This is a genomic window from Proteiniphilum sp. UBA5463 (assembly GCF_002427225.1).
In the GTDB taxonomy this organism is placed as follows: domain Bacteria; phylum Bacteroidota; class Bacteroidia; order Bacteroidales; family Dysgonomonadaceae; genus Proteiniphilum; species Proteiniphilum propionicum.
On record NZ_DIQL01000004.1, the window covers coordinates 39,196 to 59,260 of the forward strand.

Consider the following 20,065-nt stretch of genomic DNA (forward strand, 5'->3'; position numbering starts at 1 on the left):
GAAGTGATAAAACGGCAGGTGCTGGACTTGTACATCATCTCCGAGAATGCAACCGCCTGTTACGAACTGTGGCGACGGGCGGTGGACGGGGAGGATTACAGCGACACCGCAAAACGGGGTACCGCTGCAAACTTCTTCAAGCAGGAAAAGCATGTGGAGTACATGGACAACAAACGTGCGGAACTTGCACAATGGGGGTTCGACCTGTACTCACGGATGAATAACCTCGACACAACCGAGTTCAAGACCAAAACAGACAAGTATGCTGACATAGAGAACATCACTCCAGACGAGCTAAGGACAAAGAACCTGACTGAACTCGAAGAGCTCAAGAACAACACGCAAGACCCGAACTTAAAGGCGAACATCATAAAGCAGCAGACCGACCTGATGGATGCCAAGATGAAGAAAGAGGAAGTGCAAGGCACGGATAAATACATACATTACTACTTACCGATGTCCTACTGTAACGGATGTCAAATGAAACCAAATAAAAAAGAAGAAAAATGAAACCTGAAGTTGAAAAATTAGTTTTTACAGAGTACGAATCGGATAACAACTTTATCCCGTTCATGGCGGAATCACCGTTTGGAACATACTACATCGACTACGACAAGAGCGAAAAGACATACAGCTCCTACTGTCAGTACGATGAGATAGGCATTGACAAGATCCTTATAAAAGCCATCCAGAGGGTTAATGATTTCCACAGGGCTAACGTATTGAACTGTTTGTCATGGCAGGAATGATGCGGCTAAAGATAGGCGCAGACATAGTGAGGGACATATCCTATTGGGGGTTGGAACTGATAAAAAGTCCTGAAGCATACGGTGGGAGTATCAAGGACAGTAATATCGTGGTTACCGATTTTCCCGAAGAGCACGGATCGAGGGTGTATATCCCGGCCACCCCGAAGAAAGCCGCCTACGAATATACGGTGAAGTTCGGGTTCTACAGCGAGACAGACACCCCGGCAAGCAAGATAAGCGCCTTTACAAACCTGCTTGTCGGAAAGACGGTGGTAATATATAACGATTACAAGGACGTGCAACTGACCGGGTACTACAAGTCATACAAGGATGACGGACTGTATAACGGAACAAAGGTTGCCCTGTTCGATGTAACATTTTTGATTAACAACCCAAGCACAAATATTTATACATGATAAACCAGAATGAATTTATCAAGGCTGCCAAGAAAGCGTTCGAGATAGCGGACTTCTCGCACAAGTTAACATACAGGGTGATAGCTACTGCGGCAAAAAAGCTCATAGACTACGGATTCAGTTATGCGGAGTTCAAGGGAAAGTATGGAAAGGACTTCAAGTTTGACAACACCAAGAGAGCCGCAAAACAGATAGCCTATGTTCACGAGTACATGGAGAAGATTGTTTCCGATTCGCTCGAAACGGTTGACGGCATATCACACACGACAGCAAAAAATCACCTCGGACGCATCCCCGATGAAAGGTGGGATGACGAAGCATTCATTGCTGCGATACTGTTCGGAGACACCTACAGGCAGAGAGTAAAAAAGTACACCGATTCGTTCAAGAACGAGATACAGTCATACATCAAGGTAGGGCAGGAGGAGAAAATGACGGCGGATGGTGTTCTCCACTGGTACATGGACAGGATGGAAGACCCGAAATCTGACGACCTTATCATTTCCGCCATAGCATCCGGGATGATCGAAATGAGTGGACTATCTGCATACAGGAGTTTCAGAAATCTGAATGACGACATGATCACCCGTGGATTCAGCAGGGCAAACATGTTCTACTGGCGATTTGCGGAAGCAAAATTCATCATAGCACAGAAAGACAGCCACACCTGCGACACATGTTCCGGTCTTGACGGTCAGGTATTCAGGATTGACGAGGATGTACTTCCCGTACACGGCTCTTGCAGGTGCATTGAAATACCCATAATGAACACGATTATATGAAGATACACGAATTTGACCCCGTTATTTATCCCTGCAAGTTGTGGGTGACAAAGGAGCTTACGGATGAGCTCGACGACATATTCGAGATGTTCCCAGAAGATGGAGAGACCAACATACCCATAGAACTTGCCGGAGCAATGACGTTTTCCGTAAAAAACAGGGAAACAAACGACCTCGGATTTCTTGTTGCTTTCAAATCGGCAAAGAGAATGACCGTGAATATCATTGCTCACGAAGCAAGGCACGTCGGGGATATGCTATTCGAGAGGATAGGGGAAGACCCGCAGCACTCGGAACCTGCTGCGTACTTTACCGGATGGGTGGCGGAGTGTATAGATAAGGTTAAGAGAGGCAAGGCTGGCGACTTGAGCAAGAAGTAGGACATCAAGGTATAAAAAAGAGGCGGGGTAATTCCCGCCTTTCTTTTGAACATTCGTAAATGCCACGTTAGCAACCATTAAGGAATCGCTCTATATACTCTTTTTCGACCTTGCATAAACCCCAATTTTCTACGCATTTTTCAATGTCCTCAATAGAATAACGGTTGCTAACATTGTATAAACGCAATTGTCGTTCAACAAAGTTTAGTACTTTCAATTTAGTTTCGTCAGACATACTTTCACCAAAGTCTCTGCGTTTCATTTTTTCGTAAATCTCTTTTTTATTCTTCATTTTCTTTTAGTTATTTAATTAAGTTCAACTGCGTTTATACTTATCCGTTACATCTTCTTCCATATCGAAACAGTTAAGGTAAATCCACTGGCATCGGGTTAACATCTAAAACCTCGTTCTCCGGCATAATCAAAGTCTTCTCAACCAATATCTCGGCTACAATTATACCAGATTTTTTAACAAACTGCAAGTATCCATCGTGTATCATATTTAAAAGCATCCACTCGGCCATGTTATACATAGTTTCTGTTACCGTTATGCTCCTCCATTCACCATTTGTATCAATAAACTCGATTGTTTTTAATGCACTATCGTCCTGATAACTGAATGTTCTTAAAACATTCCTGTTAAAAAAATTACTCATAATTACTTGTTTTAATGATTAATACTCTTTGTATATTTATCATCCAATGCCATGATTTTAGCCTCCATGTTTTCCAGCCGAACACGCAGCCCCTCGAATATAGAAGCACTGACATATCCGTGTGGAACCGTCAATTCATTGTCAATCCACGAATACGCTTCTTCAAGCATAAGCCGCTTCACCTCATCTATATTTTCAAAGTCTTTCAATGGGTGCCGCCTGCCTCCGTTCTTGAAGTTGAATGCGTAGGAGTGTATAGCGTCGTCTCCGAAATCTATGGGGTCGTAGCTCTTTGAACATGTGTTGTCTCCAGTTAGTTTAAACATCAAATCCTGTAATGCATTAGCATATCCCCTAAGATAGTTCTGTTCACTCTTTGTTAATCTTTCCATATTATTCGTTGTGAAATCCATGTAGCTTATCCAACACTTTCAATTTACTCTCGATAAATTTAGCCTCTATCTCGTCAAACAGCATCGGGGTATATCCTATCCTTTCGCAACAGACATTGAAATAGTTATCCCCGAGATCAATATCCGGATTGTGGATGTGCCCGTGAATATTGCCCCTGTAATACCCATGAAGCTCGTGGGGATGTATCGGAATGTGAGTACAGATAAACCCCTTGTATTCAAGACAGCCCATAATCGTTATTCCCATATCCCTGATTGCATCACAGCACTGTCTTGTGTCGTGATTTCCACCGACAATACGGATTATGCCGTTCAGTTGAGACAGGTATCCGGCTACCGACTTATGATCTTCCATTGTTATGTCACCCAAAATATAGACAATATCCCTTTTGCTTACAATTTTGTTCCAATTATCTATAATCAGATCGTCAAACGCATCGGAATCCATACCTCTTAATTTCCCGATATTCTTGTGCCCGAAATGCAGGTCGCTGATGAAATATACCCTGCTCATATTATTCGTTATAAAGTCCAAGTTCCTCGTCCATCCTCATCATGTCAACAAGACAAGACCTCCTCTCAATAATCGTCATCACTGCATCGGCAACAGCCACAGATTTTCTTGCCACCCACTCGGCATCTATTCCTCCATCCTTTATGTCAGCGCCAGACAGTATCCCGTTCATCGCCGAAAGTACCGTCTCGAAGTGCATCCGCTCGTATTTATCCGTCATCTTACCACTAATGTTATTCGCTAAACCATTCTTCAAGTATGAATCTCAATATAAGGTCGCCATCGTAATATTCGGCAGAGAATCCTCCGGAAGAGATGGTTGTCTTCTTCATCCACGCCTCCGAAAGCAATTCCCTGGCCGCTTTATGAAGCGCACCGACAGACGAAATCCCCTCGCCTCCTATGCCTAAATACCAGTTCCACTCAAGCGCAATCATGGCCTTGTGAACCATCTCAAAATCAAAGTTGTTTAAAATGTCGCCAATCTTCTCTTCCATCTTTAAATTTTCATTTTTTCCAGCTCGTTAACTAAAATAGCGGCGTCTATCGTGCCGTCGTCTCCTATTAAACCACAAATTGAATCCTGCACTGTAGACAACGCCTTATTGTAACTGTCGATTCTATTACCAAACTCACGGTTAATCCTATCTTGAACAGCCTCGTCAAGCCATTCATCCATTTTTTCGTATGCCCTGTTTCTGCTGTAAACATAAACCCGGACAAGACACCATACGAAAAACACTACTGCTAAAAATATAAGTAAGATGTTCATGTGCTACTTATTAGTGTTTTGATCGTTAATGAAATTTACAATATCCTCTAATCCGGAAATATTGTCTTTTGAAATAATTATTTCACCATACATGCCGCCATACCTTTCTTTTTTGAATAGATATTGAAATGCAAGTTTCAGCCTCTCGAAAAAATTATTACGAGATGCAAGAGACACGTTCATATATACGTGATTTTCCCTGATTTCAGTTCCATCCCACTGCGAAACATCTTTTTTGTATATTATGCAGTGATCAACGTCATTGCATTCACAAATAATAAGCCCGTGTTCATATTCAGGACATCCTGAAAGATCATACCCGGTAATTTCTGTTTTCATTTCTCAATCAATTTTATAGTTATAAATTCCCATCTTCTTATCCATGTCGGAGGCGCTTCCCTTGAAGTATAATGCCGGATTGACCAGATAATCCCCACCGCCATATTTCCGGATAACATTCAACTCCCGAAGCTGCCGCAATAACTGGTAAAACCTGCCCTCCTTTATCTTTAATCGCATCATCATGTCGTATCTGTTCTTTCCGCTCAAGTTTACAAGACCACTCATGTTCATCCTGTCGGCAAGAAAGTTCATTGCGTTCTTCTGCTGCTCGGTCATCGAGTCCCACACAAGCCGAGAGTCAGGAGTGTTGACAACACAATAATACTTTACCTTGCCCCTTACATCGTCATTCGCCATTTACAAACCGTTGTTTCAAATAATGCGGCAAATATACAAATAATATTTGTAATATGCAAATCTTTATTGTTAAAACTTTACTCAATGGAGTAAAAAATACTTTACTCAATACAGTAAAATTTATTTTACTCAATAGAGTAGAAAATAGTTTACTCAATGGAGTAAACAGCCAAAAACACCCGAAACCACCACCAATAAACACTTTAAGACCTGTTTTTAAAAGTAAATCCCTCATATCATATATCATATCTTTGCTTACTTTACAAATACTAAAGGTGAAACAAAGTAAGCGTAAACAACAAATACTCTTACCTCACTGCGTTCGGCGCTGCCGTTCCTCTCATTCGGCATGGTTGACATAGCCTCATTCGCTCCACTGTATATGTCTTTCTTAATTCAACGCATTTTAAGCCGTTCTAAGGCGTTGTAGGTAAAAAGACGGGTATATACTCCAAAAGTTGGAGAAAGTGGCTGAAATCGTCTTAAAAGTGGTTCTGTGGGTATTTAAATATACTTCCTGCTTCACAGAATAGTCAACAAAGAAGAAATAAACATAAAGTAACATCTGTTAACTTAATTAACATACGTTAACAACAATTCTACCAGCCACACAAAGGAACATCGTGGAAAAATAGGGAAAAATTTTATGGGGGATAGATGCCCTGGAACTACCGGTTAATGGGGGGGGTGCACCCATTATAATCCTTTGCCACAACCGTTTGCGATATGTAGCTACGTGTGGACTTCCATCCTCAAAACTTCAATTATACCTATAATTTAAGACTGTTCGTTAATCTACGAACAATAATGAGTCAACTAAATGAGAGTCAGTCCATTATCCATTATTTATCCTCATATTTATCTTATTTATCCTACATTCTCACCTGACCACCCATCTATTTACATTTGTTAACAGAAATGGAATTAATTAACATTTGTTATACATTTGTGTAGTTTTTTACAATTGAATTTAAACATTTTTAACGTAAATATTTTGCAGTAATTTGCGTATCACAAACTTAATTTGTATATTTGTGGTGTTAAGAAGTGCATGGAGTGATCCAAAAAATTAACATTAATTAACATTTTCTTAACCGGGCGGAGACGAATAAATTTACTTTTAAAAAACAAAGCTATGAAAGTAGGTGATAAATTGTACTATACAAGCAGAAAGGGAAACCTTTTTTGCGCCACGGTGACTAATGTTACCTGGGGTTATGCTGATGCAGAAGTGACCGTTAACGGCCGTACTGTAGGAACTGAGAGAAGTAAAGTGTACGACGTAACAGAAGAGAGGGTTACCGGCACGTCGTTTAACCCGTTTTTAGGAACGAAGGCACCGAAGACGGAACTTGTTAAGGTAGGTGAGAGCTTGAGGCTGCACACCTATACGCATGCTGATTTACCGAAAAACAGGAACGACGTGTTTTTTTATTACAAATAAGTTTCTTTAATATAACAACTAAACATAACAAAATGAAAACAGAACAAAAAAGAAAAATGATCTTGTCTTATGTGGCACGGATGGAAGATGAACAGGTGGAATTTTTGCACGGATTATTCCAGGTAGGCAGATTTTTCTCAAAGGATGATTTGCTGAAATTGTTTGCACCGGAAGTGGATGTTAACAAAATAGACTCTTCCTTCCCGGTTGACTATTTGCGAAGGATTGAAAACATTTACCGGGATGCAAAAAACGGCAACTATGTTTACGATTACAATGAAAATTATTTCGGCTCTCTCGTAAATATCAACAACATTATAGCGGAAAAAGTTTTGGAATTTTTCGGTAACATTTAAGATCATGAAAAAACTAATTATTCTATGGATTAAGGGTGTTTATATCCGGCACCAATTTTTAAACAAAAACAACTAAAAAACAAAAAAAATGGAAGCAAAACTAAAAACATTTACAGACTACTGCAAAGAATTTATTGAAGATCATTTGCAGAATTATTTGGGGACAAATGGCTACGGTTGTGATTTGGGATACACAATTACTGAAGGTATTAATGTGGACGGATCGTGCACTTATTCAACGTACAAGGCAAAAGAGTATTTAAAATTTTGGTGGGACGAGGCAGCTGACTATTTTCAGTACGAAAGGGACAATTTCGGTGAAAACTCACACAATCCGTTTGAGAATCCTGAGGCCTACATGGTTTGCATGGTAATTGAAGGAGTAAATAGTTTATTGTCAAAAAGCAAATTTATTGACAAGAATTGGAACAACAATATAGAGTTGACCGACAAAAACATTAAAAAAATCATCCGGGAAATTAAAGGTTTTGAAGTTGAATTTTAACCGGTTAACCCGCTTTAATTGCTTGAAAATAAAGCAGTGCAAAAATTGGATTTTTAGCGGGAACAAATTAATTTTTTAAATTTATAGATATGAAAACAAAAGAAATTATTACCGGTTACCCATTTGTTGATCACGTGGATCAAGATTCTCGTCCTGAATTATCAATTGATTTTTTGGATAGGGCCTATACAAGGTTTTACACAAATAACCAAAACATTATAAATTTTGGTTATTATAAACTCATGGGCTATAAATATGATTTTAAGCCGTATTTAAAAAAGTATTTATACAAACAATATGGTTCGTGGCGCGAAGCGTATGCTCCAAACAAAACAAAATTACGTGGTGTTGTTTTTGGCAAAATAGATAGGATAATAGAATTGAAAGATAAATAATTTAAAGCTATGGAAAAAGAAATTTATGAATTTATTTGCCCGGTAAATTATTTGCCGTACATTTTCTACGCTGAAATTGACAGCGTCACGGATGATGAAATTAACAGGATTGAGGATGTTTTGTCAGGCTACTGCTGTTTTTCAGCAAGAGACGAACCGTTTTTCACGTATCGAAACGATTTTAATAAATTGGGTGATGATTGTGTAACATTAACAGCTTTAAAAAATGAATGAGTGTAGATGCAGTTATTGCAACAAATTACTGTTTAAATCACTTTTGCGGACAAAAAAGACTATTTACATAGTTTGCCCCAGGTGCAAAAAAATGAATGTAATTTAATAAACTCAGAGACTCAGGAAGTCCGGTTACTGTAAAAAGTAGTCGGACTTTTTTTGTTCCATACAATTGTACAAATAGATCATAAATATAAATAAAACTCATATAAGCTATTTGCGGGCTATTTAAGCTACTTAATATGCAAAGTGATACATAACATCCCATAAATATAAAAAGTGCCTTAAAACGGCTTAAAATAGGTCTATTAAAAAATGGTACTATGCTATACAAGGTATATTTTGCAACATGCACCGGGATGAAAAGCGTACACGAAAAAACCGGGATTGTGCACAGGGTTAAGACCGGTCGAACGACTGAGGGTTCAATACGACCGAACGATTGGGGTTCACTTCGGTCGAACGATTTGGGGTTAAGGTAACCCGAACGATTAACGTTAATTAACTAAGATTTAACTAAAAAGATTTGCTTATTGCAAACTTTATTTGTAATTTTGTTTATGAAATAATTAAATAACTATTAAAACACTACAATAATGAAAGCAATTAAACTTAAAACAGCAACCGCACCGAAAGTGTATTTTAGCGAGGGATCGGTAAAAGACTGGAACACCAACAAGCATGCACTTGTATTAGCAAGCAAGGTTGTCGGACTGGTCGTATTGAATGTAACAAGCAATACCGGATTCACAGACGAGCAAAACGGATTGTTTGCGCATTACGACAAATCCGAAAAGTATCTGATGGTTCAGACAATGGATGAAATGGAGAAAGGGTTAATAATACCCGAACGGGTTTAAAATAGTCGAACAATTTACTACATTTGCAAAGTATTAATCAATTAATAACAAAAAATTATGAAAACAGAAGTTACAGTATTAAGAGTAGAGAGACGGCCGGACAAACCATTTTCGATAAGAAAAAAATCCGGCGGCTGGTTGTGCGCAAACACGGCTGACAGAAAAAACTGGCATTATGCTAATAATCCAGGATGCACGGGTGTTACGGAATATGCCACATTAGAAAACGCCGAAGAGGTTTTGAGCACGCTGAAAAATCACGAAATTGTAGAATTTAAGGATTGAAAAAAGCCGGAGCGAACCCCGGCTTAATATTGAAAGCAATTCACAGTTGAAAACATGCGAAATGTGATGCAAAGATAAGGGTTTTATGTACCCGAACGAATAAAAAACATATGTTATAAAACATATAGGGTTAAGCATAGCCGAACGATTATGGGTTCGGACAAGTCGAACGATTAAAAATTTAAGATACAATTGACATATGATGACATTCAAAGAGTTTCTAATTGCCGATACGGACAGCACACAGGCTGGAACGTTCTACAAGGACTTCCTCTCTTACAAGGACGAGATCAACGACAAGGACGTGACATTAAAATTCCTGGAGCGGCTAAAGGATTATGCGCTTGACAGGGTAGCACCGAACAGCGCAAAGGTGTACATGGCATATTTTAAAAAGGCGTTCTGGCGTGCCGAACGACTGGGGTACTCCTTTCCTGTCAACTACGAGGAGGTGCAAAAGGTGCTGAAGATACAACAGGAGGCTTCAGAACACGTTTACCTTACCGCTACGGAGCTTAAACTGATCGAGGCATACGAACCCTCTACGGAGGTCGAACGGTTCACCAAATGCGCTTTTCTGCTTTGCGCATACACAGGATGCAGGGTTACAGACTACCCGCTTATCACCGAAGCTAACTTTTACGGCAACGAGCTCAGGTTTACCGCTGAAAAGACAAAGGTAAGTGCTAAAATGCCATTACATCCGCTTGTTCCGAAACTTATAGACGAGCTGATGGACTTCAATTACGAGCCGCAAAGCATAGCCCCGACGGTGGGTGCCGCCATAAAGAGGATATGCGAGAAGTCCGGGATAAACACCCCGGTGTCGCTGTACAACAGAGGAAAGAGGCAGACGCTACCGAAATGGAAGTTTGTGTCAACACACACCGCACGCAGGAGCTTTGCGACCAACCTCTACCTTGACGGATACACGATAAAACAGATCTCCGGGATGATGGGGCACAAGAATACCAATCAGACGGAGGGGTATATCATTTCATCCTTTGCGGACAACGTGACGGGAGAAAGGCGGTATCTGAACCCGGACAAAAAAGCCGATCCCAATAAGATCGAGGCGGTGAAAATACAGATGATGCAGCAGCTTGGATTGTCGGAAGAGGATGCTGCGGCTATTGTGGAGGGAATTAAGGATAAGTTGGCGGGTTAACCATACCCGAACGGGTTGACAGAAGTCGAACGATTAAAGAATAGATTATGAATACGGTGGGCGGTTCAAACATGACAAACGGTCGCAGATTTACGCAGTTTAATTTATAACACAAATGATTATGAAAAAGAAAAAGGAAGTTAAATTTTGGAATGATACAATACAGGAAATCGCTAAATTGCGTAAACCTGTTGTTATAAAATCGGTTTGCCCTAAATGTGGTTCAGACAGATGGATAAAAGAAGGTGAGTATTGCGAATGTACAGAATGTATGACATTGTTCAAGCAAACTGTTTTATAACACGGTATTTACGAATGTTTAAAATGAATATTGATCATGAACGATAACACTATTATTGCTGCCAATTCGGTGGTGGTGGATGATTGTTTCTGATATACAAGATGTGTGAAACAAAAGTATAGGGTTTAATGCGGTCGAACGGGTTCGTGTTCACCGAACGACCGGGTTCAGTGTCAATGAACGACCGAAAAAAGTGAACAAAAAAGGGTGTACTGTTTGGCGCACCCTCTATTTTCTCGACAATTTTTCTCTCCACTCCTTTAACTCCGTTCTCCTGTATTCACAGTCAAGGGTATAATCAGAATAATTGTAGTCGTTGATTATCTCTTTAGGGTCTGGGATACTGTAATCCTCTTTGTCTATCAGGTGAAAAATGCTGCGAACCGCATTGTTAATTCCGCCTCTTACGTATTTCCAATATGGCCGTAGTCCCCTGTCTTTATATATTGCTTTCTTTCTGCTGCGAGACATGTTTATTCATTCTTCATCCTGAAATCATCCTCAAACCAAAACCTTGGTAAACCGTCCTGTCGCTTTAGACGAACTCCCCTCGGCTGTCTTAATGCTTTCTCCATCGGCATCATCAGGTACTCGCAAATCGCCTGTAATACGTCCACGTCTAGTCTCTTGTTGTCGAACAATACCGACATTTGCTTATCGGATAAATTCAGGTGTCTTGCCACTTCCCGCATCGTCTTGCCCTGACGGATTACCTCCATCCTTATATTGCTTCCTATAACCTGCGGGGGAACAGCATCTACCATACCCTGACTTGTCTTTATATACTCCTTGAACTTGCGAATCTTTTTCAGGTAGTCCTTGTTTGCCTGATACTCCTTTTTCTTTTCCTCCTGATACTTTCTAAAGCACTTGCGGCACAGACCGCCCCACGCCTTGTTTATCTTATCCCTGTCGGTGACGAATCCGCAGGACTTGCAAACGGAGAAGATTTTCCCGAACTCGTATTCAACCTCGCTGATGAACGGTTTTCTATCCTTATAGAGAAACCTGTCTGTAAGCCTCTCCTTTAGCATAGCCCCCTGTCTCTCCGTTATCCTGTTCGGCAAGACAAGGAGTTCGTTATGAGACATCTTGGCTTTTGACTGGTCTAAGATTATCTGACCTGCGCTAATATCGTACTTCAGGTGGAAAAGTTTTGCCATTTTTCTCTTGTTCTTGAAACGAACCACTCGTTTTTCCTGTTCAGCCACTCCACGTCTTTCGGATTGTCGAACCTGTTACCCCAAATGGTAAAATTACCAATACCGTCTTTTATCCGCAGCTTCCAGAGCGACCCGTCCTGATAGCGTGGAAAGATGTCGTACCCCATGTCTGTTTTTTGCAACAGGCAGAGGATATGTCTTTCTCCCTCCCACAATTGTATAAGGTCTCCGACGAAAGCATCCTCACCGTCCTTTGACTTGCATACATATTCGCATATCGTTTCAGGGATTACGGGGATGGGTGAAACACCATCTATGCCCTCAAAGATTTGATGACGCTCAATCTCGGTTCTTTCAACATCCTTGAAGTAGCCTACAAGAAAGCCTCTCACCCATGTTCCCGTTTTTGTCTTAGCCCTGTGTATCATCTTTCAACAACTCCTTTGCTTCGTGTTCCGATTTTAGATTGTCAAGTATTTCCTGCTCGGTTTCGTCGCTTTCTGGAACTGGAACATCACCCAAAGTTTTCATCACGCTGTCGATGTACTCCCCACGGAGTTTGGTATTGCTGAAAAGAAGCTGGGTAGTACTCAACAGATATACCATAAATTCTGCGCTTTTTCTGTCTTCTGCGGCTGCCTCCTCTGACTTCCTTGCCAATCCATCTTCCGTTTGTTCTACGTCGCTTAAAAACGACAGGAGCATGTTATACTCTATCGTAGCGTTACTAAACACAAACTTCCGCAGTTTATACGTGTAGTCTTCTATCTCCACCTTGTCGTCGCTTATCCGAACCTCGAACGCACCAAAACGCTCCTTGATTTTTGTAATCTTACCGTTTCTTTCTTTCATGCTGCAAATATACAAATTTTATTTGAATTTTACAAATCTTTCTTTTCTATAAATTCAACCGCCCGCTTCAACGGCATGTAATTGGTTGAGTCTATTATTATACTATCCCAATGACCATACCTGCTCCTATACCCAAAGATGTACCTGATTGCGACGAATATCCTTTTAAATAAGTTCTTATAAGTAACGAGGTGCGGTTGCAACCCTACCTCCCTATACCCGTCCGAAAACTCATCATCATACCATATAAGCAATTGGTGTTCGGCAGACCCACAACTGCAAAATATCACGTCTCTTTTCATTACAAGTTTTTTTGAAGTTCTGCAAACTCCTTGCAAATACCGTTATAGTCCTCCGTGATTATCTCGTTCAGCACGGTTAGCAAATTAAGCGTGTCCGGAACATCAAGTATCTGCGGAATGCCGGAAACCCGCTTCGTATTCTCTTTCTGCTCGAAGAACCCCGCTTTCTTGTGCGGATGCTTACACAGCACAACATAATCATACCCTTTCCACTCCTTGAAAAGCCTTTCATACCTGCTCTTCTTTGCCTCCAACTCCTTTAGTCTCTCGTACTTATTCATAAATTGATACATTTTTTATTCCTGTTATCTTTCTTAACTGATGCAGAAAGCTGAACCTGTTTGCAACCATTATCGGATGTTTAAGATCGAACCGCATCGTTTCTTCGGAAAAGAAAAAGACTATCCGTGTTATCCTGTCACCGTCAACAGTCTTTCTCAATCCTTTTAATCCAGTCTCAACGCCTTTCAAATATGCGCCTACGGCTATCCAGTACCGCTCATCTGTCGGGTCGAACTCCTCGGCGGCATATTCTTTGGCAAGCCTGTACTCGTCATTCATCATTAACCTATTAAATCAATCAGCTTTTTATTTCTAAGGATTTTATCCTTGTTTTCAAGAAGCCATTTTAAATTATCAAATTTGCAGGAGCCGGGTTTGGTTTTTTCTATCTCCTCCTTGACTTCAATAGCCTTGCTGCTTATCCACCTCAAATTCTCTTCCCATTTTTCTTCATCATACTTATCGTATATATAGCTCAAACTACTTCCCATATCATTTTTTTACTGTTAAATTATTATAATTCATACACTTTTAGTTTTTGCCATAGCTCAACCGTCAGCTTGTCGCCCTCTTTCAAAAGGTCTTCAAATCTGTCAACGCCTCCCCTGACTGTAGATTCGTTATACCCGAACATCTCACCTATTTCCGTATAACTGTGGTCATTAATACAGAAGCACAACCACGCCCCCTGTCTCGCACGGACAACTTTTGTCTCTCTCGTATCCTCCGTAATGTCAAATCCCAAAATCTCGTTAATGTCCTCGATGGTTACATTCTTGTATTTGCTCATAATCCCTAATTTTCTACGAGCATAAGCAGTTTCCTTACCGCCTGCTCCTTGTTATCACTATATAATACAAACTCGTCGTCGATCATCCCCATGTACCCCCCACCGAAGTACCTTGAAGAAACATCGTGTATGGAATATTTTCTGCCTCTTATATATATATAATCTTGTCCGTTGTAGTGCATCCAGTCTTTCTGCTCCTCCATACCGAGCCCCAGAAGAACCATCTTTGCCTCGTTAAGCAGGTCTGCATATCTCTTGTTCCTGCTTATCAGTTCCCTGAACGATGACACCCCTTTGCTTACCGCATTTGCCGATCGGTTAACCATGTCTCCGACAATAGACAGTATCAGCTTCTTTTCATTACACAGGTAGTAGTACATCGCTCTCGCCCTCGATACATCGTACCCAACGATACTACTTTTCATCTGCTCCTCTGTTATTCCCGTAACGTCCATAACCGCCCTAAGTATTTTTTTCTCCATATCAATATGTTTTATACTCTATCAATCCGTTTTTCAAAGCGTGTGTCAGCGCAACCGCCAAAGCCGGGAACATGTGCGAACTTATTCCGTAAAGTGCACCGGGTTGTTTTTTTGTGCCAATACTCGGTTCTTTTCCGCCTCCTGTTTTCGGGAACATGTCTAAAAGCGCCCTGCGTATCATTGCATCCTTTACATTCGAGTTGAAACAGATTGCAGGGTTAATGTCTGTCTTTTTGTAGTATCTCTCAACGGATATACCGAAACTTCTCGCCTTTTCAGCAAACCGACCTATCCAGTACACCGTCTCAAATGTTTCTTTTCCAACAGGCTTCCCGTAAGAAGCCACCATCTCAATAGCCATAACGTCAAAGTCCATGGTGTCGATAAGTTCTATTGTTTCGTTGTTTTCGCTGATTCCCTTGTCGATTATTGAGTGATTTTCCGTGTCGTAAATCACCCATCCCGATTCAGTTGTGCCGGGGTCAATTCCAAGTATTTTCATAATTGCCTCTCCATTTCTTCAACCAGCTTCTTAAACTCCCTTTTTGTCATATTGCCCGGATAAAATCGCTCCTTAATTTCATCGAACGGAAGCAGGTGCTTATCCAAAACATATCTCGCCTCTTCTCTTGCTTTTTCCGCACACATCTCTATATACTCTTCATCTGTCATGTTCCAATGTGTAGGACAGTCAACAACTGTCGAAAACCTACACAGCAACCCGTTGGGTTGTCTTACTATAAATGCTGCCATATTATAACCCTTTCTCCTTTTTTAACCGTTTAACTTCCCTTTTGTAATGCTTTGTCATCTCTTTAATTTCATCAGCCGATAACTTTGTAATGAGGCGCTTCTGCATTTCCAGAATCGGAAAGATTGTCTCTCCATAGTCGTACAGAAGATGTTTTTTGTAGGCTTCCAGATTTCCGCAAGCAAAAACGTTGCAATTGACACAGCAGCTATGACAATTTGCATCTGCAAATCTTACCCCCATGTGTCTCCGGTTAATATAGTGCCCGTTTTGCGCATGTTTCCAAAACACAGCACTTCCGCAGCAATAACACCGGATATAACCGTTGTCGTCTGCATCACGAAGTCTAATATATTCTGAATATACCTTGTCGAGTTTTTCCATAATCAAAACCTAATGTTAACAACCCTGTTGTGATAATCCTGTTCCGCCGTGTCCTTTGCGTCCGACCGCTCGTAAAAGGCCTCGTGGCACCCGTCCGAGTAATCAAGGATGTACACTATCTCGCTTTCCACCTGTAGCGGATAAATCCTGTACGTACACAAGGGAGTTTCCCACACCATTTCACCGTTTTCATACCTCCACCTGTTCATCCAGACTGTCTATATAAAGTTGTAACTTCGTTTCCAGTATCACCGCATCACGGTATTCGCCCAGTATGTCCTCTACATCCACAATAATCCCGGTCGCCATGTCGGAATATCTCTCCCACTCTTCACGTGTTGGTGTCATCGACACAAGCGATATTAACCGCTTTTCGGCATACGCAATATCCGTCCTCGCATCGGCAAGCAGCATCTCCGCATCAGACCTGTCCTCTACATGCTTCCTGCTTATATACACTCTTGCTTTAAAATCTGTTCCCCACCCCATAATTATTATCGGTTTTAATAATATTATTCATCGTCGCTAATTTTTACTATTTCTATTAAAGGTATTTTTTTATTCCAGTGAAGCGGCTTATCGCTATCCACTGTCATAACACTTTTATCTTTCCGCTCTTGCCAAAGCTGATGACGTAACACTTCGTATATATCCCACAGCATATCAGATTTTGCTGAATATCCGACTCCATAACGAGCATTCCCCTGTTGTCTCCAACAGTATTGATGAATTTCATCCAATGCGTTTTTGGTATATTCTACCATCGAGTGCCTGTCTTCAAACTCAAGTTCTGGATAATGCCTGTCAATGGCTGCCTCACATTCTTCCAATATGCCGTAATCGAGTTGTCCGACAATTGTTCTCGCCATCTTTTCAGTAACTTCGCTAAGAAGCCTGAGGTGAACCTCTGCTATCGTTATAGTATATTTTTTCATACTTTTATATTGTTTTCCTTTATTCTGCTCAGTATATCCATATACGCAACCCCATCTACAATATTATCCCGCTTGTGCCTGTAGTTCTCTCTTGCCAGCTTCACCGCAAGCATCACGACGCAGCATTCTTCGTCTGTAAGGTCTTTTTTTAGTATCGCGGAGGCAATGGCGGCAATATGTTTGAAGTTCTCCACGGGGTCTGGATAATCGGCATCCCTTTCACCGTTTAGAATCCTGTCAGCCTCCTGTAGTATGCTTTCTCCTTTTATTATACCGTGTCTTAACGCAAAATCAGCCCAGTATTTTGTATCGTCGTCAATACAAACGCTTTCTGTTTGCGAATCATCAGCCAATTCGAGCCAATTGAAATTAAACGCCCAGCCATCATTCAGGGCGTATTCAAAGGTGGAACCCCTCTCTATTTTTTCTACAATAAACGTCTTTCCGATATATTTATCCATTTGGGGCACAAATGTACCACCTGCTCTGTGCTTCTCTGGGTCAAAATCTTTCCTGAGCCTCACCCTATCACCTTTTTTAAACATAGTTTTTTATTATTATATCCAACATCTCATCCGTGCTAATCTCAATTTCACCGATTATCTGCCCGATTATCTTACAAGTCAGGTTAAACCTGCCAGATAAGATACCAATCATAAGTTTTAAGTCCGCCTCGTCCCGACTTTCCGCTTCTATGTAGTCCTCGTCTTTCAGGAATCTAATTCCGTCTATTGTGCGTTCAACTGCGAATGTCATTTTGTCAGGGCTTCAAGTTTATTATCAACCCACGTATTATACATAACATTTCTACCGGTCCACAGCCATCCGAACAGAATCCCTATACCCCACATAGCGAGCAATACGGCAATACAAATTAAAATACCTAATCTTTTTATTACTTTCATACCTTTTTTATTGAATCCCGTTCTTTCCTCCATGCACTACAAACTCTTTTTACGTTATGAATAACCGTAATGTCATCTTTTGCCCATCTTTCAATAGTCACCAAAAACTCTTCGAGCAAATCTCTTTCTTCAGCTACCTGCTCTACTCCCCACTTTTTCGCCTTGTGTTGTATCATAATAATCATTTTTATTTTCCACGACCATCGCCGTCGATATATATCAAACTAACCTTCTCCCCGTCACCGTGAATAGTGAATGTAGGGCATGAACCGTCATCATTTCTTTTGTTTATCTTGTCAGTCGGCCATATCTGATAACCGTACTCCCAGCAAAGACTGTCAACTTTTTCGATAAACTCATCCATCTTTTTACTAATCATATCTCTTAGTGTTTATATTATGCCTGTTCAGCACAGGGTCTGTTTTTAACGCCACCTCCATCATTACGATTGCCACATCTATAGCCTCCCCGAACTCTTTCACATCGGGCATCTCAATCTCCGCTCCCCTGCGCCACTTGTTGGCGTGTTTGAGGATTTTTATTGCCTGTTTTACTGTCATGACTGTTATATTTTAAACATTCGTGAATACCATGTTATCGCTCATATCCGTGATTTTTGGGATTATCGTCATATAACCCGATTTCTTCATCACCCCGCATCGTGTCTATCAGGGCTTGCTTTTGTTTATGTTTTTCTATTATCTGCTTAAATGTCATTACACCGTGATAAATACCGAACGTATCTACAAATAAATTGAACGGCTTTCCACACTCACAATATACTCTCGTATATCCCCATTTATTTCGGTCTACCCTGTCGCAGTACTTTTCATCGTTGTACACTTTTCCGCAGTGTGGGCAATGAAATGAATCGTCGCCAACACACAAGATTCCATCTTTAATTTTCGTGCAGCTCATTGTTGTTTATTTTTATCGTGAATATTGCCGATAACAATCATATTTGACACCGTCTTTGGCTTAAATGATGGAACATAACCACCACAAACAGCCCCGTAGTTGTACATTCTACTTATTGAATATCCGATATTGTAATCTGAATTTTCATTGCCATCATGGAAAAACACCTCAAAACAGCTGTAATTGAGTTCTTCCCACTTATTATTCGGTTGGGTTCTCAACAAATCCCCCTCGTAAATATCCACACCGTTTTTATCTTTTAGTCCGGTGAATTGACAAACTGTTTCGGGATAAACAACATCCAGTTGGCCAGAACAATAATGCAGCCCGTCATCCGTGAAATCACCGTGAACAACATTCGCAAAACTGCTAAATATTCTATATGTATCGGTTTCTGTATTTATTACCATATCACCATACACCCATTCACCATTTCTAATTTTCTTTGCTTTAAATTTAATCGCTCTCATTACTTCTCGTTTTTTAGTTCGTTATATTCCACAATATCCGCTATCGCAATCTGTAAAGTCGTCAAAATCTAATGTTTGCGTCATTGGATATTTTTTAATTCTGTCGTACGTTATACCCATTTTAAACGTACGTGACTTATATCCTTGCCCTTCTTGACGTGCAAACCAATCAAATTTATTCGGAAACTTTTCGGACATTAATTTCAGCAACATTTCGTTTCTATGAAAACAACCTATACAGTTATTCATGTATGCAAATCGTACCGGCTTATCTCTCCAATATTCTTCGATATTATCTTTGAAAATATTGTCTTCTACAAGAGGATATACCGGTTTTTCCCAAGCTATTTCAGTCCATTTATTTTGAGTTTTTGATTTACCTATAACCATCTTATGAGTTAATAATCCATCTTTATTTAATCGTTTTTTCATGTTTTCAACTCGCCTTATTTCATTTGCTCTATATCCAATTCTTACTTCAACCACTTCGGTAAAATTAGTATTCCACCAATCAAATAATGGCTGTGTTTTCATTTCTGCTGTGCAAAATCGTGATATTGCATTTGGTAAATGTTTCTTTCCGTTTCCTCTATCAATTATTTCATCAAATGTTTTTCCAGTGACCCAATCAATTCTTTGTCCAATGAACTGCTCTAAATCGAATATTGTATAGATAATCATATCATCTTCTAACGTGCCTATAAATTCCGTTCCAATCCTATCGCTCACTTCTTGACGTAGTTTAGCATCAGGAAATAAGCAACTCTTGTCGCTTGTCCTTACGAGTGAAAAAACGTTATAGTCAGCTTTGTAATTTGCTGCAATGTAAGCCGATGTTTTACCACCTGATACGCTATTTACTGTTATCATAAGTAGTTTTTAGTTCGTTTTCAATAAAATCC

General features: G+C 40.4%; 45 protein-coding genes. 14 read left to right on the top strand and 31 right to left on the bottom strand.

The genetic code is table 11. The features are described 5' to 3' along the window. Nucleotides 1-18 precede the first annotated feature (18 nt). The 5 genes from B3B27_RS00960 to B3B27_RS00980 are packed head-to-tail and all read left to right on the top strand — an operon-like array spanning nt 19 to nt 2,327. Nucleotides 19-510 (top strand): hypothetical protein, encoded by a 492-nt coding sequence (locus B3B27_RS00960; protein ID WP_286846591.1) that lies wholly within the window; start codon nt 19-21, stop codon nt 508-510. Beyond that, on the top strand, nt 507-749 hold the full coding sequence (locus tag B3B27_RS00965) for a hypothetical protein (protein ID WP_286846593.1): 243 nt from the start codon (nt 507-509) through the stop codon (nt 747-749). The genes B3B27_RS00960 and B3B27_RS00965 overlap by 4 nt, the downstream gene beginning before the upstream one ends. Next, nucleotides 737-1,165 (top strand): hypothetical protein, encoded by a 429-nt coding sequence (locus B3B27_RS00970; RefSeq protein WP_286846596.1) that lies wholly within the window; start codon nt 737-739, stop codon nt 1,163-1,165. Before B3B27_RS00965 ends, B3B27_RS00970 begins: the two co-directional genes overlap by 13 nt. Then, complete coding sequence (locus tag B3B27_RS00975) at nt 1,162-1,947, top strand: hypothetical protein (RefSeq protein ID WP_286846598.1); 786 nt, start codon at nt 1,162-1,164, stop codon at nt 1,945-1,947. Before B3B27_RS00970 ends, B3B27_RS00975 begins: the two co-directional genes overlap by 4 nt. Continuing rightward, nucleotides 1,944-2,327, top strand: coding sequence for a hypothetical protein (locus tag B3B27_RS00980; protein WP_286846600.1), 384 nt, complete (start codon nt 1,944-1,946; stop codon nt 2,325-2,327). The genes B3B27_RS00975 and B3B27_RS00980 overlap by 4 nt, the downstream gene beginning before the upstream one ends. 67 nt (nt 2,328-2,394) lie before the next feature. Here B3B27_RS00980 and B3B27_RS00985 read toward each other — a convergent pair whose 3' ends face one another. The 9 genes from B3B27_RS00985 to B3B27_RS01025 form a co-directional block, all read right to left on the bottom strand. Continuing rightward, nucleotides 2,395-2,619 (bottom strand): hypothetical protein, encoded by a 225-nt coding sequence (locus B3B27_RS00985; protein ID WP_286846601.1) that lies wholly within the window; start codon nt 2,617-2,619, stop codon nt 2,395-2,397. A gap of 73 nt (nt 2,620-2,692) precedes the next feature. After that, nucleotides 2,693-2,983 carry a hypothetical protein gene (locus tag B3B27_RS00990; protein ID WP_286846602.1) on the bottom strand — a complete coding sequence of 97 codons (291 nt, stop codon included), beginning with the start codon at nt 2,981-2,983 and terminating at the stop codon, nt 2,693-2,695. A gap of 11 nt (nt 2,984-2,994) precedes the next feature. Continuing rightward, the gene (locus B3B27_RS00995) at nt 2,995-3,375 is read right to left on the bottom strand and encodes a hypothetical protein (protein WP_286846603.1); all 381 of its coding nucleotides are present in this window, start codon (nt 3,373-3,375) and stop codon (nt 2,995-2,997) included. Between the two features lies 1 nt (nt 3,376). Continuing rightward, entirely contained in the window at nt 3,377-3,910 is a 534-nt protein-coding gene (locus tag B3B27_RS01000) for a hypothetical protein (RefSeq protein WP_286846604.1), read from the bottom strand. A 1-nt stretch (nt 3,911) separates the two neighbouring features. Continuing rightward, the gene (locus tag B3B27_RS01005) at nt 3,912-4,130 is read right to left on the bottom strand and encodes a hypothetical protein (RefSeq protein ID WP_286846605.1); all 219 of its coding nucleotides are present in this window, start codon (nt 4,128-4,130) and stop codon (nt 3,912-3,914) included. A 13-nt stretch (nt 4,131-4,143) separates the two neighbouring features. Next, on the bottom strand, nt 4,144-4,407 hold the full coding sequence (locus B3B27_RS01010) for a hypothetical protein (RefSeq protein ID WP_286846606.1): 264 nt from the start codon (nt 4,405-4,407) through the stop codon (nt 4,144-4,146). Between the two features lie 2 nt (nt 4,408-4,409). Continuing rightward, nucleotides 4,410-4,682: a hypothetical protein gene (locus B3B27_RS01015; protein WP_286846607.1), complete on the bottom strand. Its 273-nt coding sequence runs from the start codon at nt 4,680-4,682 to the stop codon at nt 4,410-4,412. A gap of 3 nt (nt 4,683-4,685) precedes the next feature. Next, nucleotides 4,686-5,021: a hypothetical protein gene (locus B3B27_RS01020; RefSeq protein WP_286846608.1), complete on the bottom strand. Its 336-nt coding sequence runs from the start codon at nt 5,019-5,021 to the stop codon at nt 4,686-4,688. 3 nt (nt 5,022-5,024) lie between these two features. Continuing rightward, complete coding sequence (locus B3B27_RS01025) at nt 5,025-5,381, bottom strand: hypothetical protein (protein WP_286846610.1); 357 nt, start codon at nt 5,379-5,381, stop codon at nt 5,025-5,027. Between the two features lie 1,135 nt (nt 5,382-6,516). Between B3B27_RS01025 and B3B27_RS01030 the strand changes: the two genes are divergently transcribed. The 9 genes from B3B27_RS01030 to B3B27_RS01070 all read left to right on the top strand — a co-directional run bounded on the left by B3B27_RS01030 (nt 6,517) and on the right by B3B27_RS01070 (nt 10,929). Continuing rightward, nucleotides 6,517-6,825 carry a hypothetical protein gene (locus B3B27_RS01030; protein ID WP_286846611.1) on the top strand — a complete coding sequence of 103 codons (309 nt, stop codon included), beginning with the start codon at nt 6,517-6,519 and terminating at the stop codon, nt 6,823-6,825. Between the two features lie 32 nt (nt 6,826-6,857). After that, nucleotides 6,858-7,181, top strand: a complete 324-nt coding sequence (locus B3B27_RS01035; RefSeq protein ID WP_286846612.1) for a hypothetical protein — start codon at nt 6,858-6,860, stop codon at nt 7,179-7,181. Nucleotides 7,182-7,269: 88 nt separating this feature from the next. Then, nucleotides 7,270-7,686, top strand: coding sequence for a hypothetical protein (locus B3B27_RS01040; protein ID WP_286846613.1), 417 nt, complete (start codon nt 7,270-7,272; stop codon nt 7,684-7,686). Between the two features lie 89 nt (nt 7,687-7,775). Continuing rightward, the gene (locus B3B27_RS01045) at nt 7,776-8,081 is read left to right on the top strand and encodes a hypothetical protein (RefSeq protein WP_286846614.1); all 306 of its coding nucleotides are present in this window, start codon (nt 7,776-7,778) and stop codon (nt 8,079-8,081) included. Nucleotides 8,082-8,090: 9 nt separating this feature from the next. Continuing rightward, nucleotides 8,091-8,315, top strand: a complete 225-nt coding sequence (locus B3B27_RS01050; protein WP_286846615.1) for a hypothetical protein — start codon at nt 8,091-8,093, stop codon at nt 8,313-8,315. A 596-nt stretch (nt 8,316-8,911) separates the two neighbouring features. Further along, nucleotides 8,912-9,175, top strand: a complete 264-nt coding sequence (locus B3B27_RS01055) for a hypothetical protein (RefSeq protein WP_286846617.1) — start codon at nt 8,912-8,914, stop codon at nt 9,173-9,175. Between the two features lie 57 nt (nt 9,176-9,232). After that, nucleotides 9,233-9,460 (top strand): hypothetical protein, encoded by a 228-nt coding sequence (locus B3B27_RS01060; RefSeq protein WP_286846618.1) that lies wholly within the window; start codon nt 9,233-9,235, stop codon nt 9,458-9,460. A 199-nt stretch (nt 9,461-9,659) separates the two neighbouring features. After that, nucleotides 9,660-10,628 carry a tyrosine-type recombinase/integrase gene (locus B3B27_RS01065; RefSeq protein ID WP_286846619.1) on the top strand — a complete coding sequence of 323 codons (969 nt, stop codon included), beginning with the start codon at nt 9,660-9,662 and terminating at the stop codon, nt 10,626-10,628. 121 nt (nt 10,629-10,749) lie between these two features. Next, nucleotides 10,750-10,929 (top strand): hypothetical protein, encoded by a 180-nt coding sequence (locus tag B3B27_RS01070; RefSeq protein ID WP_286846620.1) that lies wholly within the window; start codon nt 10,750-10,752, stop codon nt 10,927-10,929. A 228-nt stretch (nt 10,930-11,157) separates the two neighbouring features. On the opposite strand, the gene B3B27_RS01075 is transcribed toward B3B27_RS01070, so the two are convergent. From B3B27_RS01075 to B3B27_RS01180, 22 genes are all read right to left on the bottom strand, one after another. Continuing rightward, nucleotides 11,158-11,400 (bottom strand): hypothetical protein, encoded by a 243-nt coding sequence (locus B3B27_RS01075; RefSeq protein ID WP_286846622.1) that lies wholly within the window; start codon nt 11,398-11,400, stop codon nt 11,158-11,160. 2 nt (nt 11,401-11,402) lie between these two features. Then, nucleotides 11,403-12,140 (bottom strand): helix-turn-helix domain-containing protein, encoded by a 738-nt coding sequence (locus B3B27_RS01080; RefSeq protein WP_286846623.1) that lies wholly within the window; start codon nt 12,138-12,140, stop codon nt 11,403-11,405. Further along, the gene (locus tag B3B27_RS01085) at nt 12,071-12,520 is read right to left on the bottom strand and encodes a hypothetical protein (RefSeq protein ID WP_286846624.1); all 450 of its coding nucleotides are present in this window, start codon (nt 12,518-12,520) and stop codon (nt 12,071-12,073) included. The genes B3B27_RS01080 and B3B27_RS01085 overlap by 70 nt, the downstream gene beginning before the upstream one ends. Then, nucleotides 12,504-12,944: a hypothetical protein gene (locus tag B3B27_RS01090; RefSeq protein WP_286846626.1), complete on the bottom strand. Its 441-nt coding sequence runs from the start codon at nt 12,942-12,944 to the stop codon at nt 12,504-12,506. Before B3B27_RS01090 ends, B3B27_RS01085 begins: the two co-directional genes overlap by 17 nt. A 301-nt stretch (nt 12,945-13,245) precedes the next feature. Further along, the gene (locus B3B27_RS01095) at nt 13,246-13,527 is read right to left on the bottom strand and encodes a hypothetical protein (protein WP_286846627.1); all 282 of its coding nucleotides are present in this window, start codon (nt 13,525-13,527) and stop codon (nt 13,246-13,248) included. Further along, the gene (locus B3B27_RS01100) at nt 13,520-13,810 is read right to left on the bottom strand and encodes a hypothetical protein (RefSeq protein WP_286846630.1); all 291 of its coding nucleotides are present in this window, start codon (nt 13,808-13,810) and stop codon (nt 13,520-13,522) included. Before B3B27_RS01100 ends, B3B27_RS01095 begins: the two co-directional genes overlap by 8 nt. Further along, a complete protein-coding gene (locus B3B27_RS01105; RefSeq protein ID WP_286846632.1) occupies nt 13,810-14,019 on the bottom strand; it encodes a hypothetical protein in 210 nt (69 codons plus the stop codon). Before B3B27_RS01105 ends, B3B27_RS01100 begins: the two co-directional genes overlap by 1 nt. Nucleotides 14,020-14,042: 23 nt before the next feature. Then, entirely contained in the window at nt 14,043-14,318 is a 276-nt protein-coding gene (locus tag B3B27_RS01110) for a hypothetical protein (protein WP_286846634.1), read from the bottom strand. Between the two features lie 5 nt (nt 14,319-14,323). Further along, the gene (locus B3B27_RS01115; protein WP_286846636.1) at nt 14,324-14,773 is read right to left on the bottom strand and encodes a hypothetical protein; all 450 of its coding nucleotides are present in this window, start codon (nt 14,771-14,773) and stop codon (nt 14,324-14,326) included. A gap of 28 nt (nt 14,774-14,801) precedes the next feature. Then, the gene (locus tag B3B27_RS01120; RefSeq protein ID WP_286846637.1) at nt 14,802-15,302 is read right to left on the bottom strand and encodes a hypothetical protein; all 501 of its coding nucleotides are present in this window, start codon (nt 15,300-15,302) and stop codon (nt 14,802-14,804) included. Next, nucleotides 15,299-15,553 (bottom strand): hypothetical protein, encoded by a 255-nt coding sequence (locus B3B27_RS01125; RefSeq protein ID WP_286846639.1) that lies wholly within the window; start codon nt 15,551-15,553, stop codon nt 15,299-15,301. Before B3B27_RS01125 ends, B3B27_RS01120 begins: the two co-directional genes overlap by 4 nt. A gap of 1 nt (nt 15,554) precedes the next feature. Next, nucleotides 15,555-15,935 (bottom strand): recombination protein NinG, encoded by a 381-nt coding sequence (locus tag B3B27_RS01130; protein WP_286846640.1) that lies wholly within the window; start codon nt 15,933-15,935, stop codon nt 15,555-15,557. Between the two features lie 189 nt (nt 15,936-16,124). Then, nucleotides 16,125-16,424: a hypothetical protein gene (locus B3B27_RS01135; RefSeq protein WP_286846642.1), complete on the bottom strand. Its 300-nt coding sequence runs from the start codon at nt 16,422-16,424 to the stop codon at nt 16,125-16,127. A 23-nt stretch (nt 16,425-16,447) separates the two neighbouring features. After that, nucleotides 16,448-16,870, bottom strand: a complete 423-nt coding sequence (locus tag B3B27_RS01140) for a hypothetical protein (RefSeq protein WP_286846644.1) — start codon at nt 16,868-16,870, stop codon at nt 16,448-16,450. Beyond that, nucleotides 16,867-17,415 carry a DUF6378 domain-containing protein gene (locus B3B27_RS01145; protein ID WP_286846645.1) on the bottom strand — a complete coding sequence of 183 codons (549 nt, stop codon included), beginning with the start codon at nt 17,413-17,415 and terminating at the stop codon, nt 16,867-16,869. The genes B3B27_RS01140 and B3B27_RS01145 overlap by 4 nt, the downstream gene beginning before the upstream one ends. Then, a complete protein-coding gene (locus B3B27_RS01150) occupies nt 17,408-17,626 on the bottom strand; it encodes a hypothetical protein (protein WP_286846648.1) in 219 nt (72 codons plus the stop codon). The genes B3B27_RS01145 and B3B27_RS01150 overlap by 8 nt, the downstream gene beginning before the upstream one ends. A gap of 145 nt (nt 17,627-17,771) precedes the next feature. After that, the gene (locus tag B3B27_RS01155) at nt 17,772-17,951 is read right to left on the bottom strand and encodes a hypothetical protein (RefSeq protein ID WP_286846650.1); all 180 of its coding nucleotides are present in this window, start codon (nt 17,949-17,951) and stop codon (nt 17,772-17,774) included. 11 nt (nt 17,952-17,962) lie between these two features. Further along, nucleotides 17,963-18,154 (bottom strand): hypothetical protein, encoded by a 192-nt coding sequence (locus B3B27_RS01160; protein WP_286846653.1) that lies wholly within the window; start codon nt 18,152-18,154, stop codon nt 17,963-17,965. Beyond that, nucleotides 18,147-18,335 carry a hypothetical protein gene (locus tag B3B27_RS01165; RefSeq protein ID WP_286846655.1) on the bottom strand — a complete coding sequence of 63 codons (189 nt, stop codon included), beginning with the start codon at nt 18,333-18,335 and terminating at the stop codon, nt 18,147-18,149. Before B3B27_RS01165 ends, B3B27_RS01160 begins: the two co-directional genes overlap by 8 nt. 34 nt (nt 18,336-18,369) lie before the next feature. Beyond that, nucleotides 18,370-18,693 (bottom strand): hypothetical protein, encoded by a 324-nt coding sequence (locus tag B3B27_RS01170; protein WP_286846657.1) that lies wholly within the window; start codon nt 18,691-18,693, stop codon nt 18,370-18,372. Then, nucleotides 18,690-19,163, bottom strand: coding sequence for a YopX family protein (locus tag B3B27_RS01175; RefSeq protein ID WP_286846659.1), 474 nt, complete (start codon nt 19,161-19,163; stop codon nt 18,690-18,692). Before B3B27_RS01175 ends, B3B27_RS01170 begins: the two co-directional genes overlap by 4 nt. A 21-nt stretch (nt 19,164-19,184) precedes the next feature. After that, the gene (locus B3B27_RS01180; protein ID WP_286846661.1) at nt 19,185-20,033 is read right to left on the bottom strand and encodes a hypothetical protein; all 849 of its coding nucleotides are present in this window, start codon (nt 20,031-20,033) and stop codon (nt 19,185-19,187) included. Nucleotides 20,034-20,065: the final 32 nt, after the last annotated feature.